The sequence below is a fragment of the Demequina rhizosphaerae genome (assembly GCF_000971255.1).
GTDB lineage: Bacteria > Actinomycetota > Actinomycetes > Actinomycetales > Demequinaceae > Demequina > Demequina rhizosphaerae.
In genome coordinates, this window is the sequence record NZ_BBMC01000002.1 from 478,688 (window position 1) to 496,142 (window position 17,455).

At 72.8% G+C, this 17,455-nt stretch carries 14 protein-coding genes and 1 tRNA gene; 6 read left to right on the forward strand and 9 right to left on the reverse strand.

Features of this window, described 5'->3' with window-relative positions; all coding sequences use genetic code 11:
- Window positions 1-15 precede the first annotated feature (15 nt).
- From AOM07_RS02375 to AOM07_RS02405, 7 genes are all read right to left on the reverse strand, one after another.
- Window positions 16-1,074, reverse strand: a complete 1,059-nt coding sequence (locus AOM07_RS02375; protein ID WP_062311031.1) for an ABC transporter ATP-binding protein — start codon at window positions 1,072-1,074, stop codon at window positions 16-18.
- Entirely contained in the window at window positions 1,071-2,078 is a 1,008-nt protein-coding gene (locus AOM07_RS02380; protein ID WP_062311033.1) for an ABC transporter ATP-binding protein, read from the reverse strand. The genes AOM07_RS02375 and AOM07_RS02380 overlap by 4 nt, the downstream gene beginning before the upstream one ends.
- 98 nt (window positions 2,079-2,176) lie before the next feature.
- Window positions 2,177-3,754: an ABC transporter substrate-binding protein gene (locus tag AOM07_RS02385; protein WP_062311035.1), complete on the reverse strand. Its 1,578-nt coding sequence runs from the start codon at window positions 3,752-3,754 to the stop codon at window positions 2,177-2,179.
- A gap of 50 nt (window positions 3,755-3,804) precedes the next feature.
- Complete coding sequence (locus AOM07_RS02390) at window positions 3,805-4,761, reverse strand: ABC transporter permease (RefSeq protein WP_062311037.1); 957 nt, start codon at window positions 4,759-4,761, stop codon at window positions 3,805-3,807.
- A complete protein-coding gene (locus AOM07_RS02395) occupies window positions 4,758-5,702 on the reverse strand; it encodes an ABC transporter permease (RefSeq protein ID WP_062311039.1) in 945 nt (314 codons plus the stop codon). Before AOM07_RS02395 ends, AOM07_RS02390 begins: the two co-directional genes overlap by 4 nt.
- Window positions 5,703-5,972: 270 nt before the next feature.
- The gene (locus AOM07_RS02400; RefSeq protein WP_062311041.1) at window positions 5,973-7,484 is read right to left on the reverse strand and encodes an MFS transporter; all 1,512 of its coding nucleotides are present in this window, start codon (window positions 7,482-7,484) and stop codon (window positions 5,973-5,975) included.
- Between the two features lie 229 nt (window positions 7,485-7,713).
- Window positions 7,714-8,541, reverse strand: a complete 828-nt coding sequence (locus AOM07_RS02405; RefSeq protein ID WP_082101438.1) for an IclR family transcriptional regulator — start codon at window positions 8,539-8,541, stop codon at window positions 7,714-7,716.
- Window positions 8,542-8,613: 72 nt separating this feature from the next.
- On the opposite strand from AOM07_RS02405, the gene AOM07_RS02410 reads away from it, so the two are divergent.
- From AOM07_RS02410 to AOM07_RS02420, 3 genes are read left to right on the forward strand one after another with little or no spacing between them, the layout of a single operon-like run.
- Window positions 8,614-9,309, forward strand: coding sequence for a CoA transferase subunit A (locus AOM07_RS02410; protein ID WP_062311043.1), 696 nt, complete (start codon window positions 8,614-8,616; stop codon window positions 9,307-9,309).
- A gap of 1 nt (window position 9,310) precedes the next feature.
- Window positions 9,311-9,952, forward strand: coding sequence for a CoA transferase subunit B (locus AOM07_RS02415; RefSeq protein WP_062311045.1), 642 nt, complete (start codon window positions 9,311-9,313; stop codon window positions 9,950-9,952).
- A complete protein-coding gene (locus AOM07_RS02420) occupies window positions 9,949-11,103 on the forward strand; it encodes an acetyl-CoA C-acyltransferase (protein ID WP_062311047.1) in 1,155 nt (384 codons plus the stop codon). The genes AOM07_RS02415 and AOM07_RS02420 overlap by 4 nt, the downstream gene beginning before the upstream one ends.
- 8 nt (window positions 11,104-11,111) lie before the next feature.
- Here AOM07_RS02420 and AOM07_RS02425 read toward each other — a convergent pair whose 3' ends face one another.
- Window positions 11,112-11,903, reverse strand: a complete 792-nt coding sequence (locus tag AOM07_RS02425) for a transglutaminase-like domain-containing protein (RefSeq protein WP_062311452.1) — start codon at window positions 11,901-11,903, stop codon at window positions 11,112-11,114.
- A 147-nt stretch (window positions 11,904-12,050) separates the two neighbouring features.
- Between AOM07_RS02425 and AOM07_RS02430 the strand changes: the two genes are divergently transcribed.
- Complete coding sequence (locus AOM07_RS02430; RefSeq protein ID WP_062311049.1) at window positions 12,051-13,346, forward strand: cation:proton antiporter domain-containing protein; 1,296 nt, start codon at window positions 12,051-12,053, stop codon at window positions 13,344-13,346.
- A gap of 81 nt (window positions 13,347-13,427) precedes the next feature.
- Here the strand turns inward: AOM07_RS02430 and AOM07_RS02435 are convergent.
- Window positions 13,428-13,503 (reverse strand) — tRNA-Ala (locus AOM07_RS02435).
- A gap of 240 nt (window positions 13,504-13,743) precedes the next feature.
- On the opposite strand from AOM07_RS02435, the gene AOM07_RS02440 reads away from it, so the two are divergent.
- Both AOM07_RS02440 and AOM07_RS02445 read left to right on the forward strand, forming a co-directional pair.
- A complete protein-coding gene (locus AOM07_RS02440; RefSeq protein WP_062311051.1) occupies window positions 13,744-15,954 on the forward strand; it encodes a glycoside hydrolase domain-containing protein in 2,211 nt (736 codons plus the stop codon).
- 10 nt (window positions 15,955-15,964) lie between these two features.
- Complete coding sequence (locus AOM07_RS02445) at window positions 15,965-17,290, forward strand: glycosyltransferase (protein ID WP_082101439.1); 1,326 nt, start codon at window positions 15,965-15,967, stop codon at window positions 17,288-17,290.
- Window positions 17,291-17,455 lie beyond the last annotated feature (165 nt).

Here is a 17,455-nt window from a genome sequence, read left to right on the forward strand (position 1 = left end):
GATGATGCTCCTTGTTCAGACGGTGGTGGACGATGCGGGACGGAGGCCGAGGCGCAGCGCCTCCTGGCCCTCGCCGGGACGGTGGCAGGCGACGAGGTGGCCGCCGTGGGCGTCGGCCGCGACGTCGCTGTGGACCAGCGGCGGGGCCTCGGTCCGGCACTTCTCGGTGGCGAGCCAGCAGCGGCTCGCGAAGGCGCAGCCCGCGGCCCGCTGGGTGGGGCTGGGCGGGTCGCCCTGGAGGATGATCCGCTCGCGCTTGCCGGCATCGGGGTCGGGGACCGCCGACAGCAGCGCCGCCGTGTAGGGGTGCAGCGGGTCCGCGAGCACCTGAGCCGCGGGACCGACCTCGACGATGCGGCCGAGGTACATGACCGCGACCCGGTGCGAGAGGTGGCGGATCACCGCGAGGTTGTGCGAGATGAACATGTAGGTGAGCTGCTTGCTCTCCTGCAACTCAAGCAGCAGGTTGAGGATCTGCGCCTGGATCGACACGTCGAGCGCGCTGGTCGGCTCGTCGAGCACCACGAGCTCGGGCTCGGTCGCGATGGCGCGGGCGATCGCGATGCGCTGGCGCTGGCCGCCCGAGAACTCGTGCGGGAACCGCCCGGCGGCGCCGTCCGGCGCGCCGACCGCCTCGAGGGCGGCCAGCGCCTTCTCCTTCGCCTCGCGCCGCGGCACACCCGCCGCGAGCAGGGGCTCCATCACCGAGCGCAGCACCTTGTAGCGCGGGTCGAGCGAGTCGTTGGGGTCCTGGAACACCATCTGCGCGCGCTGGCGGTGGGCCCGCAGGCGGCCGCCCCGCATGGCCAGCGCATCGTCCCCGTCGAAGCGGATCTCGCCGGCGGTGGGCTTGCGCAGCAGCAGCGCCGCGCGGGCCAGCGTCGACTTGCCGCAGCCGGACTCGCCGACGATGCCGAGCGTCTCGCCGCGCTGCACCTCGAGCGTGACGCCGTCGAGCGCGTGGACGATGCGGCCGCCCGAGGCGGGGAACTCCTGGCGGATGCCGTTGAGCGTCATGAGCGGCTCCGCCGCCTGCTCGGGGCGGGGGGCGAGGTCGAGCTCCGTGGCGGTCATGCCGTCACCTCCGTGCGGGTCGAGAGTTCCGGCTCGGTGCTGCGCCAGCAGCGGGCCGTGTGGGCGGGCGCCACCTGCACCAGGGGCTGGGGCGCGGCGCACGCGTCCGTCGCGAACGCGCATCGTGCCGAGAAGCGGCACCCGGCGGTCGCGCGATCCGAGTCGCGGACGCCGCCCGCGATCATCGGCAGGTCCTCGCGTGCCGCGGTGGTGGTGGTCGGGATCGAGGCGACCAGCGCCGCGGTGTACGGGTGCGAGGGGTTCGCGAGGACCTCCGCGGGGACGCCCTCCTCGACGATCTCGCCGGCGTACATCACCACCACACGGTCGCACGTCTGCGCGATGACGCCCAGGTCGTGGCTGATGAGCAGCACGCCCGCGCCGGTGGTGCGGCGCATCTGGTCGAGCAGGTCGAGGATCTGCGCCTGGACGGTGACGTCGAGGGCGGTGGTGGGCTCGTCCGCGACGAGCAGCTGGGGGTTGGCGGCGAGGGCCATCGCGATGACGATGCGCTGACGCATGCCGCCGGACATCTGGTGGGGGAACTGCGTGGCGCGCAGCTCGGGCTCGGGCACCTGGACGAGGCGGAGCAGCTCGAGCGCGCGGGCGCGGGCGGCCTTCTTGTCGGCGAGGCCGTGCACCAGCAGCACCTCGGCGATCTGGGCGCCGACCCGCATGCACGGGTTGAGCGCGGACATGGGCTCCTGGAACACCATCGAGGCGACGCGGCCGCGCACCTCGTTCCAGTCCTCCTCGTCGGCGTCGCCCATGGGGCGGGAGCCGACGTCGAGCCGCGCCGCGTCGACGCGGGCGGTGGTGGGCAGCAGACCCAGCACGGCGAAGCCGATGCTCGACTTGCCGCAGCCGGACTCCCCGATGACGCCCAGGATCTCGCCCGGGCCGACGCGGAGGTCGACCCCGGAGACGACGGGGGTGCCGCCGCCGTAGCTGATGCTGAGGTCCTCGACGGCGAGCGCGTCGGTGGTGGCGATCGTCGCGGTCATGGCGTCCTCCTCTGTGTGGTGCGTGGGTGGATCGGGTGGATCGGGTGGGTCCCGGCGGGCGGCGCGGGCGCGGGGCCGCGCGCCGCCCGCCGGAGGCCTCAGGAGGTCTTCGCCGTGGTGGCGAGGCCCTCGCGGTAGGTGTACGGGTCGACCTCGTAGCCGGTCACGGTGTCGCCCCAGACCTCGTAGCGCTGCGGGCCGGTGTAGGCGACGAGCACGTTGACGTTCTCGGCGACCGCGGTCTCGAGCTGCGCGAGCACCTCGGCGCGCTCGGCCTCGTCGAAGGTCGACCGGAGCTGCATGTACAGCGCGACCTCGGGCGAGGTCTCGTCGACCGTGGTGACCATGGGCAGGCCGGGCGTGAGGATCGTGGCGTAGTACGCGGACGGGTCCGGCATGTAGACGCCGGGCACGAGCACCAGGTCGGTCCAGGTGCCGCCGATGTACGACTGCAGCACCTCGGTCCACGGCTTGCCGACGAGCTCGAGGGTGATGCCCGCCTCGGCGAGCTGCTGCTTGAGCACCTCGACCATCGGCACGTCGAGCGCGAAGGCCGCGTCCGAGGCGTAGGTGAGGGTGATCGTCGGGCTGGTCTCGCCCGCCTCGGCGAGCAGCGCCTTGGCGCCCTCGACGTCGTGCGTGTAGTTCGGCGTGGACTCGTCGGGCGCGATGCCCCACGGGTCGCCGACCGGCACCACGAGGCTGGGCTCGGCCATGCCGCCCATCGCGAAGTCGATGAGCGCCTGGCGGTCCATCGCCTTCGACACGGCCTGGCGGACCTTGACGTCCGCGAGCGGGCCGTCGGAGGCGTTCACGTACATGGTGAGCGAGCGGGTCGCGGCGTTCTCGCCGACCGTGTAGCCCTCGGACTCGAGCGACTGGACCTGGATCGGGTCGCGGAACCAGGCCATGTCGGTGCCCGAGCCCTGGCGGAGCTGCGCGGCGCGCGCGTTCTCGTCGCCGATGAAGTCGAACTCGAGCGTGTCGACCTCGGGGCCCTCGCCCCAGTAGGACTCGTTGGCGGTGAAGGTCATGGAGACCTGGTCCTGCCACTCGTCGAGCACGAACGGGCCGGTGCCGAGCGCGGAGGTCTGGCGCTCCTCCTCGGAGGTGGCCTCGTACCAGGCCTGGTTGACGATCGCCATGGCGCGGTACGACAGGATGTTGGGGATCGTGGCGTCCGGCACGAGCGTCGTCAGCTGCACGGTCGCGTCGTCAAGCGCGGTGATCTGATCCACCGTCGGGAAGTAGCTGGCGCCGGCCTGCGAGGCGCGGATCTGCTCGAGCGAGTAGACCACGTCGTCGACGGTCAGCGGGGTGCCGTCCGAGAACGTCACGCCCTCGCGCAGCGTGAAGGTGTAGGTGAGGTCGTCGACCTGCTCCCACGCCTCGGCGAGCCACGGGATGATCGTGCCGTCGGCGTCCTTGGCGAGCAGGGGCTCGTAGATCTGGACGAGCGCGTTCGAGTTCGCGAAGGCCTGGGCGACGTACGGGTCGAGCCCGCCGGCCAGCGGCTGGACGTCGCTCGCGTAGACGAGCGCGCCGCCCTCGACGGCGGGCAGCGGCTCGGCCGACTCGCTCGATCCGGTCTCGGCGCCGCTCGCACAGGCGGCGAGCGAGAGGCCGAGCACGGCCACGGCGGCCGTGGCGGCGATCCCTCGGGTGATGGTCCTCATGATGCGGGTCTCCTCCTTGGATGGGGATGGGACGGGGCGCGGCGGGTGGGTCAGACCCGGGCCGGGGCCGCCTCGTCCTCCGGGGTGTCGGCGGGCACGGGTCGCTGGCCCGCCTCCACCGTCGTGCCGGTCGCGGCCCTGCCGGCCGCTCCGGACGTCTTCTTGCGGCGTCGGCCGCGGGTGGGCACGGCGAGGTTGCCGGCCTTGGGCGACAGCGCCATCTGCACGCCGTCGGCGAGCAGGTTCCACGCGATGGTGAGCAGCGTGATGAGCACCGCGGGCAGCACGATGAGCAGCGGGTCGAGCTGCATGTACCGCATCGACTCGGAGATCATGCGGCCGGCGCTCGGGTCGGGCGCCTGCACGCCCTGGCCCAGGAAGCTCAGGCTCGACTCGATGAGCACCGCGAGCGACGCGGTCGAGGCGAAGTTGACGAGCATCGGCGTGGTGGCGTTCGGCAGCAGGTGGCTGAGCGCGATCCACGGCTTGCGCACGCCGGCGATCTCCGCGGCGACCACGAAGTCGCGGTCGCGCAGCACCAGGATGGGCGAGCGCATGATGCGGGCGAAGCCGGGGGCGCCGATGATCGCCATCGCGATGATGAGCGGCAGGAAGCCGGGGCCGATGATCACGCGGATGACGAGCGCGAAGAGGATCGCGGGGATCGCCATGATGATCTCGGTGCCGCGCATGAGCAGGTTGTCGAGGCGACCGCCCGCGTAGCCGGCGACGAGGCCGATTCCCGTGCCGATGACCATCGAGATCACCGAGCTGACGAACGAGATGACGAGCGCGTAGCGCGTGGCGATCGCGAGGCGGACGAAGTTGTCGCGCCCGATGTTGTCGGTGCCCAGCCAGTGCGTGCCGGACGGGCCCTCGAACGGGCCGCCGGTGGTGAGGTTGGGGTCGTAGCCGCCGACGAGCGGGCCGAGGACGGCGAAGACCGTGAGCCCGGCGAGGATCGCGATGCCGGCGACGAGCGCGCCGTTCTTCTTGAGCTTGATCATGAGGCACGCACCCGAGGGTCGATGACGGGGTAGAGCAGGTCCACCACGAGGTTGATGAGCACGAAGCACGCGCCGAGCACGAGCACGCAGGCCTGGATGGTCGGGTAGTCCGAGCTGTTGATCGCCTCGATGAGCATCGATCCCATGCCCGGGATCTGGAAGATGCTCTCGATCACGACGGTGCCGCCGATGAGCGCGGCGAGCTGGATGCCCACGACGGTGGTGACGGGGATGAGCGCGTTGCGCAGCGCGTGGCCGCGGACGATGCGCCCGGTGGGGACGCCCTTCGAGCGCGCGGTCCGGATGTAGTCCTGCGACAGCGTGTCGAGCACCGTGCCGCGCGAGTAGCGGGAGATCACCGCGGACATCGCGAGCGACAGCACCAGCGCGGGCACCAGGAGCGACAGGATCGACGCGACCGGGTCCTTCTCCCACGGCGTGTACCCGATGAGCGGGAGCTTGAAGGTGAAGGCGTTCACCATGATGAGCACCGCGCCGATCGCGAAGGCCGGCACCGACAGCGCGATGAACGAGCCGCCGCGGATGAGGCCGTCGAGGGGCGTGCCCTGGCGCACCGCCGACACGACTCCGCTCGGGAGGCCGATGACGAGGCCGACGATGACGGCGATGATCGCGAGCTGGAGGGAGACCGGGAAGCGGTCGCCGAGCATCGTCCCGATTTCCGCGGACTTCGTGAGGGACGTGCCGAAGTCGCCGTGGAGCACCCCGCCGAGCCACTCGAGGTACTGCGTGGTCCACGGGCGGTCCAGGCCGAGCTCCGCGCGGATCTCCGCGAGCTGGTTGGGGTCCGGGTTGTCGATGTTCAGGTACTGCAGCGCGGGGTCTCCGGGCATCAGGCGCACCATCCCGAAGGACAGCAGGGACAGCGCGAACAGCACGAGCAGTGCCGATCCGAGCCGCTTGGCCAGGTACTTCGCCACGGTCACCTCCTCGGTTCTCGATCGACGTTGTTGACGTCTTCGATCCTTCAAGGAGACGGCCGATCCGATAAGCACCACGGGGTCGGGGAAGGTCCGGGCCACCGTTAACCGAGCGGACACGTGCGTGTCCCCCGTGTCACGGCGAGGGTGCCAGCGGAAACATGGATGACACACGGTGTCACCTATCCCGCGGGCGGGGCCGGCGGCCCGCCCCGCGCACGGCGAAGGGGCCGGACCTGCGCGCAGGTCCGGCCCCTCGTTCACGTCGCGTCAGGAGGCGACGGGCTCCTTCGGGGCGTCGTCGGCGAGCTCGGCGACGGGCGACTCCGCCGCCGACGCCGCGGACGCGGCGGGCTGCGAGGTGCTGACGTCCTGCGGCAGGCGCAGCACGAGGAACGCGCTGGCGAGCGACAGGACCGCGGCCACGCCCCACACCACCGCGTAGCCGGTGAAGGACGTCACCGGGGTGCCGCCCTCGACGTCGGTGCCCTCGATCACGAACGTGGCCAGCACGGTCGTGAAGACGGCGCCGGCGGCCGCGCCGGCCGCGGTGCGCGCGGTGTTGTAGAGGCCCGAGACCACCGCGACGGCGTCCGGCCGCGCGCGGTTGACGACGATCGCCGGCAGCACGCTGATCATCACGCCCATGCCGAAGCCGCCGATCGCGACCCACACGATGAACAGCGGCGCGGCGCCCGGCACCAGGATCATGAGCGCGTAGGAGGTCGTCGACAGCAGTGCGGCCAGGACCATCGCGCCGCGGGCGGTCATCGCGGTGGCGAGGCGGTTGCCGAGCATCGATCCGGCGAAGCCCGACACCGCCATGAGGCTGAGCGAGATGCCCGCCTGGGCGGCGCTCATGCCGAGCCCGAAGCCGTGCTCCGCGGGGTCGATGCGGACGTAGAGCGCGGCGAGGCTCTGCGCGCCGAGGGACTGCGCGGCGAAGACGACGCCGATGACGATGGGGAGGCCGATCCCGCCGCCGGTAAGGACGTCGAGGTCGACGAACGGGTCCTCGACGCGACGCTCGATCGCGACCCAGGCCGCCAGGACCGCGGCGCCGGCGCCGATGAGCGCCCACGCGCCCAGGCTGGTCCAGCCCGCGACGCCGGCGAGCGAGATGCCGCCGAGCACGCCCGCGGCGCCTAGGCCGAGGAGCAGCACGCCGGCCCAGTCCATGCGGCCGGAGGGGTCGGTCTCCGTCTCCGGGACGAAGATCGCGATGAGCACGAAGCACACCGCGAAGTAGACCGCCGGGACGACCAGCGTGAGCGCGAGGCTGCCGGTGCCGTCGAGCAGCACGCCCGCCCCGACCGCGCCGAGCACGGCGCCGATCGCGAGCGAGCCGATGAGCTGGCCGATGCTCTTGCCGACCTTCTCGGGCGAGCGCTGGCGCACGATCGCGAACTCGAGCGGGAGGAACGCGACGAGGGCGCCCTGGAGCACGCGGCCGAGCAGCAGCACCCCGAAGTTCGGGGCGACCGCGACCACGAGCGAGCCGACCGCCGTGATGGCGACCGCGGCGAGCAGCAGCTTCTTGTGGCCGTGCGCGTCGCCGAGCTTGGTCAGCAGCGGCACGAAGAGCACGGACGAGAGCAGGTAGGCCACGGCGATGAGGTTGAGCAGCGCGGCGCTCGCGCCGTACTGCTCGCCGATGGTGGTGAGGACCGGGCTGTACCAGCCCTGCAGCATGCCGCTGCCGAGCTCGGTGGCGACGAGGAGCCCGACGGCGCCTCCGGCCGCGGTGCGGCCCGGCCTCTGCGCGGGCGAGGGGAGTCTCATGGGGGACCTTTCGAAGGGGTGCGACACCGGTGGATGACATCGCATCCTTCCCGTGGAGCGCCCGCACGGTAAGCGCCACGGACGCGCGGAAGGCTCGGGCCACCGTTAACGGGACGGACACCTGTGTGTCGCCCGCGTCACGGCGGGCGCACCCGCGGAAATGCGGACGACACACGGTGTCGGATATCGCGCGGGCGCGGGCGTGGCCCCGTGCCGCGCGACCCGAGGTTCAGCGGGCGCGGACCCGCTGGGTCACCGCGTGGGCCTGCTCGAGCAGGACGCGACCGATCTCGCCCTGGCGGTCCGGCCCGAAGCGCGACTCGACGCCGGTCGCGGACAGCGCCCACGCGGGACGCCCGGCCGCGTCGAACACCGCGGCCGCCATGCCCCACGAGCCCTCGACGATGAGCCCGGGGTTGACCACGTAGCCGGCCGCGCGCCCGGCGGCGAGGCGCGCCCGCAGCGGAGCGGCGGCGTGCGCGGGCCCCCAGTCGGCGACGAGGTCGGCGCGCGCGAGGTAGGCCTCGCGCTCGGCCTCCGGAAGCATCGCGAGCATCGCCAGGCCCGCGGACGCGACGCCCAGCGGGAAGCGGATGCCCTCGTAGAGGACGTGCGAGCGGATCGGGAACGAGCCCTCCTCGCGCAGCAGGCACACGGACTCGTCGCCGCGGCGCGCGGAAAGGAAGGCGCTCTCCCCCGTCGCGTGCGCGACCGCCCGCACCGCGTCGCGCGCGAGCTCGGTGATGTCGTAGCGATCCGCGGCGACCGCGCCGAGGATGTACGCCTCCGGCCCCAGCACCCAGCCGCCCGAGGCGTCGCGGTCGACCAGCCCCTCGCCCGCGAGCGCGGACAGGAGACGATGCGCGGTGGGCCGGGTGAGGCCCGTCGCCTCCGCGACGCGCGAGGTCGCCACGGGCGTGCCGGCCGCCGCGCTCAGCACGCGCAGCACCGCGCCCACCCTTGCCACCACCTGGGCCCCCTGCTCCGCCACGGCCACCTCCGCATCGTCCACTTTATGGACACCATAGGGGCGGATGACCACATCCTGCGTGCCCATTGACCCGAATCACCCGTCAGGTCTACCGTCCCCGTATCCACGATGTGGTCAGACAACGGAGTCGGAGGCACCATGGGGAAGCTGTACCCCAGCGCCGCGGATGCGGTGCGGGACGTCGTCAGGGACGGGCAGATCATCGCGGTCGGGGGGTTCGGCCTCAGCGGCAACCCCACCGATCTCATCGAGGCGGTGCGCGACACGGGCGTGCGCGACCTCACCATCGTGAGCAACAACATGGGCGTCGACGGCAAGGGCCTCGGCATCCTGCTCGAGTCCGGTCAGGTGAGCAAGGTGGTCGCGTCCTACGTGGGCGAGAACAAGCGCTTCGCCGAGCAGTACCTCGCGGGCGACCTCGAGGTCGAGTTCGCCCCGCAGGGCACGCTCGCCGAGCGCATGCGCGCGGGCGGCGCCGGCATCGCGGGCTTCTACACGCGCACCGGCGTGGGCACCCCGGTCGCCGAGGGCAAGCCCACCGCGAGCTTCGACGGCGTCGACTACGTGCTCGAGCGCGGCATCGTCGCGGACGTCGCCCTCGTGAAGGCGCATCGTGCCGACACGGCCGGCAACCTGCGCTACCGCTTCACCGCGCGCAACTTCAACCCGCTCGCCGCGATGTCCGGCCGCATCACGCTCGTCGAGGCCGAGCACGTCGACCCGCACCCGCTCGACCCCGACACGGTCGAGACGCCCGGCATCTTCGTGCAGCGGCTCGTGCGCTCGACGCCGCGGGTGAAGGACATCGAGCAGCGCACCACGAGGGAGGCCTGACATGGGGTGGACGCGGGACGAGATGGCGGCGATCGCCGCCGAGGAGCTCGAGGACGGCCAGTACGTCAACCTCGGCATCGGCATCCCCACGCTGGTGGCGAACCACCTGCCGCCGGGCGTGACGGTGACGCTGCAGAGCGAGAACGGGATGCTCGGCATGGGCCCGTTCCCGATCGCGGGAGACGAGGACGCGGACCTCATCAACGCGGGCAAGCAGACCGTGACGGTGCTGCCGGGCGGCAGCTTCTTCGACTCGGCGACGAGCTTCGCGATGATCCGCGGCGGCCACGTCGACGCCGCGATCCTGGGGGCGCTGCAGGTCTCGCAGCACGGCGACCTCGCCAACTGGACCATCCCCGGCAAGCTCGTCAAGGGCATGGGCGGCGCGATGGACCTGGTCGCGGGCACCAAGCGGGTCGTGGTGATCACGGACCACGTCGCGAAGGACGGCGCGCCCAAGATCGTCGAGGACTGCACGCTGCCCCTCACGGGCGTGGGCGTGGTGAACCGCATCGTCACCGACCTGTGCGTGCTCGACGTCGACGAGCGTGGGCTGGTCCTCAGCCGCCTCGCTCCCGGGGTGACCTTCGAGCAGGTCGCGGAGGCCACCGGCGCGCCGGTGCGCGTGGAGGTGCCCGCGTGAGCGTCGTCATCGCGGGCTACGCGCGCACCCCCTTCGTGAAGTACTGCGGGCAGTTCGCCCGCATCCCCGCGACCGCCCTCGGGGCGCACGCCGCCGCGGCCGCTCTCGAGCGGGCCGGGATCGCGCCCGACCGCGTCGACCAGGTGGTCGGCGGCCAGGTCCTCCAGGCGGGCGCGGGCCAGAACCCCGCGCGTCAGGCGGCCGTCGCGGCCGGGGTCCCGCTCACCGTGCCCGCCGCCACGCTCAACGTCGTGTGCCTGTCCGGCACCGAGGCCGTGTCGCACGGCGCGCGCCTCATCGCCGCGGGCGAGGCCGACGTGGTGCTCGCGATCGGCCAGGAGTCGATGTCGCTCGCGCCGCACGCGTACGTGGGCTCGCGGCTCGGGGCGCGGTACGGCGCGATCGAGATGCTCGACACGCTCGCGCACGACGGCCTGTCGGACGCCTTCGAGAAGCGCTCGATGGGCGAGTCCACCGAGGAGCACTCCGAGCGGCACGCGCTCACCCGCGAGGAGCAGGACGCGTGGGCGGCGGAGTCGCACCGGCGCCTCGCGGAGTCGGCGGCTATCCAGGCCGAGGAGATCGCGCCGCTGGCTCCCCCGCGGCGGGACGATGCGGTGGTCGCCGACGACGGCCTGCGCGCCGACACCACGGTCGAGTCGCTCGCGCGGCTGCGCCCGGCCTTCGGCGGCCGCGGCACCATCACGGCGGGCAACGCCTCGCAGATCACGGACGGCGCGGCGGCGATCGTGCTCGCGCGCGAGGGCCTCGCGGAGCGCCCGCTCGCGCGGATCCTCGCGACGGCCTTCGTGGCCGGACCGGACGTGTCGCTGCATCACCAGCCGGCGGCGGCCGCCGAGGTCGCGCTGGCCAAGGCCGGACGAGCGGCGGCGGAGCTCGCGACCGCGGAGATCAACGAGGCCTTCGCGGCGGTGGCCGTCGCCTCCGCCTCGCGGCTGGGCCTGGACCCGCGCATCGTCAACCCCCACGGCGGCGCGATCGCGCTCGGCCACCCCATCGGGGCGTCCGGCACGCGCATCGTCGGGCACGCCGCGCGCACGCTCGCGGGCCTCGGCCCGGGCGCGCTCGGCGTCGCCGCGATCTGCGGCGGCGGCGGCCAGGGATCGGCGGTGCTGCTCGAGGCCCTGTAGGCGGGGCGTCAGCCCAGGCGGACCCGCTCCCGCACGTCGTCGCGCGGCAGATCGTCCACGACGGCGCCGACCTCCATCGAGACGAGCTCGACAGGATCGCCGATGGTGGTGAGGAACGCGGTGTCGGCCGCATCGCGACCGGTGGCGATCCGCGCCATCGTCTGTCGCGGCGCGAGGGCGGTCGCATCGACCACCCACCACTCGCCGTCGACGAGCGCCTCCGCGACGGCGTGGAAGTCCATGGGCGCGAGTCCCGGCGCGTACACGGACACCACGCGCGCGGGCACGTCCAGCGTGCGCAGCAGCGCGACGACCACGTGCGCGAAGTCGCGGCACACGCCCTGACGGGCGAGCACGGTCGCCACGGCGCCATCGGTCGGGCGCGACGATCCGGACACGTAGGCGAGCTGCGTCCCCACCCAGCTCGAGACGAACTCGAGCAGGTCATGGCCCGTGCGGTCCCCCGCCTCGGCGACGGCCATCGGGTGCAGGGTGTCGGACTCGCAGTAGCGGCTGGGCCGCAGGTAGCGGAGGTGATCGAGGTCCGTCACGGGCACCGGGTGATGGCGTCCCTCGAGTGTCGCGCGGTAGGAGACGTCGATGCGCCCTCCTTCGACCTCGATCTCGTGGAGGCGCGAGCCGTGGTCGTCCACGAGCTCGCGCACGGCGACGGGCTCGCCGTCGACCTCGACGGTCAGGGTCTCCCCCTCGGGCCGCGCGCCGGAGGCGGCGACCGAGAGCACCACACGGGCCGGGCCGGAGGCCTCGAGCACGAGAGAGGACTGGAGCGTGCGCAGCATGGTCACATGCTCTCATCGAAGCGAGCACCGCCGGCTCCGACGGGAGCCCTCTCGACCAGGCGCGCCGCGCGCTGCTCACGGACCGACCCCGTGGAGGCGAGGCGTTCCCTCTGGTAGGGATGCCCGCAGCGCCGTAGCGTCGGCCGTATGGACGCCACGTCGATCACCGCGCTGGCGCTGCTCATCGCCGCCTGGGCGTTCGTGTCGGGCGCGCTCTCCCGCCACAACCTCACCGGTCCCATGCTCTTCACGCTCGTCGGGTTCCTGCTCGGCAACCCGTGGTGGGGTCCGCTCGCCATCGACGTGGAGACGCGGTCGGCCCACGCGGTGGCGGAGCTCGCCCTCGCGATGCTGCTGTTCGCCGACGCCTCGCGCATCGACCTGCGCGCGCTGCGGCGCCAGGCGGCCGTGCCGCTGCGGCTGCTCGGCATCGGGCTGCCGCTGGCCATCGCGCTCGGCACCGTCGCGGCCTTCCTCCTCGGCCCGGACATGCCGTGGGCGCTGGCGCTGTTCATCGGTGCGGCCCTCGCGCCCACCGATGCCGCGCTCAGCGCGCCCGTGATCGAGGACCGGCGCATCCCGCTGCTCCTGCGCCGGTCGCTCAACGTCGAGAGCGGGCTCAACGACGGGATCGCGACGCCCGTGGTCACGGTGGGCGTGGTCCTGACCGCGAGCGCGGTGGGCCTCACCTCGGCGACCGAGTCCGTCGCGTTCGCGACCGTGGTCCGCGAGCTCGCGGTGGGCGCGGGCGCGGGCGTGGCCGTCGGGGCGCTGGGCGGCTGGGCCGCCACCGTCGCGACGCGGCGCGGCTGGACCACGCCGGGCGCGCGCCGGATCGCCGTGCTGTCGCTCGCGGTCGGCGCGTTCGGCCTGGCGCAGGCCGCGGGCGCCAACGCCTTCATCGCCGCCTTCACCGCCGGCCTCGCCTTCAGCGCGGTCGCCTCCAAGGACCTCGTGGACACCGAGGCGGACGTGGTGCTGCCGGAGCTCGGCGGCGAGCTCCTCGCGCTGGGGGTGTGGTTCCTGTTCGGCGCCGGCCTGATCCCCGTCATCCTCGCCTACGCGAACGGCTGGACCGTGCTCTACGCGGTGCTCGCGCTCACCGTCCTGCGGATGCTGCCCGTGGCCCTCGCGCTCGTCGGCGCGGGGCTGCCGCGCCGACACGTGCTCTTCCTGGGCTGGTTCGGCCCGCGCGGCCTCGCCTCGGTCGTGTTCGCGCTGATCGCCGTCGAGGAGCTCGCGGAGTCCCAGCACCCCCTGGTCGCGCAGGCCATCGCGGTGGTCGCGCTCACGGTGCTGCTCAGCGTCCTCCTCCACGGCGCGACCGCGGGGCCCGCGGCGGCGCGGTCCTCCGCCGCGCCGGAGCCCGGCGACGCGGATGCGCCGCAGGCGAGGCGCGGGCACCTGCCCGCGGCCGATCGCGGCGCCTCGACGCACCCGTAGGCCGGCTCCTGCCGCCGCACGGCGGCGAGGGCGCCCCAGACATGAAGAAAGGGGCCCGCCTGCCGGCGGGCCCCTTCTCACTGGTGGAGCTGAGGGGAATCGAACCCCTGACCTTCTCATTGCGAACGAGACGCGCTACCAACTGCGCCACAGCCCCAAGTGCTCGAATAGATTAGCACCTCTCGGGGGCCGGCAAGTACACCCGCGGGCCGCCCGGCGGCCGCCGACGCCCCGCCCGACCGTCGCATCGTCCCGGCAAAGTCCGGGCAAAAGTTAAAGAGTTCGTCACAATCGCGCAATAACGGTGACATCCCCGCCGCCTACCGTCACTCCAAGGCCTCACGACGACGTGCGGCCCCCGCTCGTCAGGAGCAGGCTTCGGGAAGGAGGTGCCGCCGTGTACGACGACGTCGATCCGTTCATCGGGACCGAGGCCACCTCGCTCCCTGCCCCGACGGGCATCGCCGCGACCTGGTGGTGGCCGAAGCCGCAGGTGGGCAACACCCACCCCGGCGCCTGCTACCCGCTCGGCATGGTGTCCGCGTGCGCCTACTCGGGCGCCTACCCGACCGGCTACGGCCTCTACGACCTCTCCACCGAGGGCGTGCCCACGCGACTGCACGACAAGAACGTCGCGTCGGGCTTCACGCACTTCCAGCAGTCCGGCACCGGCGCGATCCGCAAGTACTACAACTACTTCCGCGTCACCCCCATGCTCGAGAAGCTCGACGAGCTCGACCGCGCGTGGGAGATCGTCGACGAGGAGGCCCACCCGGGCTACTACCACGCGGTCATGGAGAACGGCATCGAGGCGGAGCTCGCCGCCGGCCCCAAGTCCGTGGTGCACCGCTACACGTTCCCCGAGCACCCGTCTGCCCGGCTGGTGGTCGACTTCTCGCTCGGCGGCCTCGAGATCCCCTACGGCGCGACGCTGCCGCTGCGCGCGCGGCTCGAGTCGGTCGAGCCCGGCGTGGTGCAGGGCGAGATCGTCGTCGAGGGCGTGCCGCTCGCCGTGTACATCGAGTGCGACGCCGAGGACTGGCGCCAGATGCTCTGGTACGACAACCGCCTCATGCAGGCCGGCACCCGCCTCGACCTCGACTCGATCCGCCCGTCCACGCTGCGTCCGTTCGGCCTCATGTGGATCGGCGCGGCCACCCCGGACCGCACCGTCGAGCTGCGCATCGGCTTCTCGCTGCGGGGGGTCGACCAGGCCCGCCGCAACCTGCGGGACGACCTCGGCGAGCTCGGCACGTTCTCCAGCCGCCTGGCCGGCACGCGCGAGACCTGGCGCGGCCTGCTCGACGCCGTCAGCGTCGAGACGGAGGACGACGCGCGGCGCGAGGTCTTCGCGACGGCCGTCTACCACTCGCTCATCAAGCCGTGCTTCGCGGCCGACGAGAGCCCGTTCTGGAACGCCAAGGGTCCGTTCGTCTTCGACGTGTCGACGATGTGGGACATCTACCGCACGCAGCTGCCGCTGCTCACCGCGCTCATGCCGGAGCGGGTGGTGGAGTTCGCGAACGCGATGCTCACGATCGCCGAGCAGGAGGGCAACCTCCCCATCGGCTACCGCATGGCGCGCGGCTCGGACCGCTTCAGCCGCCAGGGCAGCGCGCTCGTGCACACCCTGCTCGCGGACCTCGCCCACCTGGGCGTCCACGGCATCGACTGGGACTGGGCGCTCGTGCACATGCAGACGGACCTGCGCCGCGCGTACGGCGAGGAGTTCCTGCTCCAGGGCTTCGCCCAGCCGATGAGCCACACGCTCGATCTCGCGTACGGCTACTGGTGCGCGGGGGTCATCGCGGAGCTGCTGGGCGACCGCGCGCAGCTGGGCGAGGACGTCGAGATGGCGGGCCGCTGGCGCAACGCCTTCGACCCCCGCACGGGCCTGCTCAAGGAGTCCACGTACTACGAGGGCACCCGCTACAACTACTCGTTCCGCCTGCTGCACGACATGGCCGCGCGCATCGAGCTCGCGGGCGGCGACGACGCGTTCGTCGAGATGCTCGACCGCTTCTTCGGCTACGGAGCGGAGCCCGTGACGCAGCCCGGCGAGCGCCCTTCGGCGGAGGAGATGGTGGCCGGCTACGGGCTCGGCCGCTTCGAGGGGCTCAACAACGAGCCCGACATGGAGGCCCCCTGGGCCTACCACTACGCCGGCCGGCCGGACCGGACCGCCGAGGTGGTCCACGGCATCGTCCACCAGATGTTCGGGCCGGGCCGCGGAGGACTCCCTGGAAACGACGACTCCGGCGGGTTATCGTCGTGGTACGTCTGGGCCTCCCTGGGCCTCTTCCCCGTCGCGGGGCAGAGCCTCTTCCTGCTCCACCCGCCCGCCTTCGCCTCAGCGAGGATGCGCATGGCGCGCGGCGAACTCCACATCGTGACCGAGGGCTTCGCCGAGCCCCGGCCGGGCGGACCGGTCCAGTACGTCCGGTCCGTCACCCTCGACGGGTCCTCCGTCGAGTCGTCTTGGATCGCAGGCTCCGAGCTCCACCTGGGCGGAGAGCTGCGATTCGTGCTCGGGGACACCCCGAGCGACTGGGGACGCAAGCAGCGTCCGCCGTCCACCCCCCGCCCCACCGTGGGGCTGCTCCCGTGAAGGAGGTGTCATGAACACCGAGGTCAACCGCAGGCTCGTCATCATCGTCCGGGCCGACCCCGTCATCTGCGGCCACTCGGGCGAGGCCCGCAACCTCGCCGAGGTCGCGCTCACCCGAGGCTTCGACGATGTACGCATCGTCACCTGGCCGCTCGATCGCCTCGAGGAGACCGGGCTGCCGCTCAAGCCCCTCGACACCGTCCTTCCGTACTCCCCCGGCATCACCGTCGAGCGCCCGGGGCCGGTGGGCGGCTACAAGATCCCCGACGGCCGCTACCTGGCCGGGATGGTGGGGCGCCTCGTCGAGCTGTTCACGGACGGCGTGCCCACCGTCGCGATGTCGCTGTACCTCCACCCGCACACCACCGCGGTGGCGGACGCGCTGCGGATCGCGCGGTCGACCGGGCTGCCCGTCAACGTCACCACGATCGCCGAGGCGGTCGGCTCGGACATCACCGACGTGGTCCGCTCGGCGGTCGACACCGGCGAGTTCGGGGCGGCCGCGGCGGTGCTGTCGACGTACCTCAGCCAGGACGTGTGCGTCGCGGTCTCGCAGTACACCAAGGACGTCATCGTGGCCTCGGCGGCCGAGCTGGACGCGATGTACGGCACGGCCTTCGCCGCGCAGTGCGAGGAGCGGGTGCGGATCTCGTACCCGGCGATCGACACCTCCGCGTACCTCGCGCTGGACGATGCGGAGACGGACCGGGTGCTCGCGTCCCGCGGGCTGCGGCGCGGCGAGTACGTGCTCTACCTCTCGCGGCTGCAGAAGGCCAAGGGCGTCGACGACCTCATCCGCGGCTTCGCGGCCTCCGAGGCGTGCCAGAGCCAGACGCTGGTGATCGCGGGCCGCGGCCCCGACCTGCCGTACTTCCAGCGGGTGGCGTCGCGCACCAAGGCCAAGGACCGCATCGTCTTCCTCCAGGACGTGGGCGACGACGAGAAGCCGCACCTCATGGCCGCGTGCACCGCGTACGCGCTGCCGTCCAAGCCGGCGCCGGAGTTCACGGAGACCTTCGGCATCGCGCTCGTGGAGAAGATGCTCGCCGGCGGCGGACCCGTCATCACGTGCGACACGGGCGGCATCCTCGAGGCGGTCGGCGACACCGCGGTCGTGGTGCCGTCGGGCGACCCGTCGGCGCTCACCGTGGCGCTCAACGTCTGTGCCGCGGGCATGGACGAGGCGGACGCCGAGTGGTGGGAGGGCCGCGCGCGCGAGCACGCGATGCAGTTCGACCGCGTCAATGTGTTCGACCGGCTGTTCGCGATGGTGCCCGGGGCCGAGACCCCGGCGCCGCCCGCGCTCATCGCGAACGGGCGCCGCGTGCGCGTCTGAGCAGGGCGAGGGCCGGGACCCGCGAGGGTCCCGGCCCTCGCGCTGCGGCGACCGGCGGGCCGCGCGGGGGCTCAGGCCGAGACGCGCTCGGAGGTGCTCAGTGCTCGATCTTGCCTGTGCTGGGCACCGAGCACCTCGAAGGGTGCGGCGGACGGGGCTCAGGTC

Coding starts and splice junctions, on each gene's coding strand:
- AOM07_RS02390 (WP_062311037.1), bottom strand. CDS start 4,761: ATGATCAAGCTCAAGAAGAACGGCGCGCTCGTCGCCGGCATCGCGATC.
- AOM07_RS02400 (WP_062311041.1), bottom strand. CDS start 7,484: ATGAGACTCCCCTCGCCCGCGCAGAGGCCGGGCCGCACCGCGGCCGGA.
- AOM07_RS02445 (WP_082101439.1), top strand. CDS start 15,965: ATGAACACCGAGGTCAACCGCAGGCTCGTCATCATCGTCCGGGCCGAC.
- AOM07_RS02380 (WP_062311033.1), bottom strand. CDS start 2,078: ATGACCGCGACGATCGCCACCACCGACGCGCTCGCCGTCGAGGACCTC.
- AOM07_RS02410 (WP_062311043.1), top strand. CDS start 8,614: ATGGGGAAGCTGTACCCCAGCGCCGCGGATGCGGTGCGGGACGTCGTC.
- AOM07_RS02405 (WP_082101438.1), bottom strand. CDS start 8,541: ATGGGCACGCAGGATGTGGTCATCCGCCCCTATGGTGTCCATAAAGTG.
- AOM07_RS02415 (WP_062311045.1), top strand. CDS start 9,311: ATGGGGTGGACGCGGGACGAGATGGCGGCGATCGCCGCCGAGGAGCTC.
- AOM07_RS02425 (WP_062311452.1), bottom strand. CDS start 11,903: ATGCTGCGCACGCTCCAGTCCTCTCTCGTGCTCGAGGCCTCCGGCCCG.
- AOM07_RS02430 (WP_062311049.1), top strand. CDS start 12,051: ATGGACGCCACGTCGATCACCGCGCTGGCGCTGCTCATCGCCGCCTGG.
- AOM07_RS02385 (WP_062311035.1), bottom strand. CDS start 3,754: ATGAGGACCATCACCCGAGGGATCGCCGCCACGGCCGCCGTGGCCGTG.
- AOM07_RS02375 (WP_062311031.1), bottom strand. CDS start 1,074: ATGACCGCCACGGAGCTCGACCTCGCCCCCCGCCCCGAGCAGGCGGCG.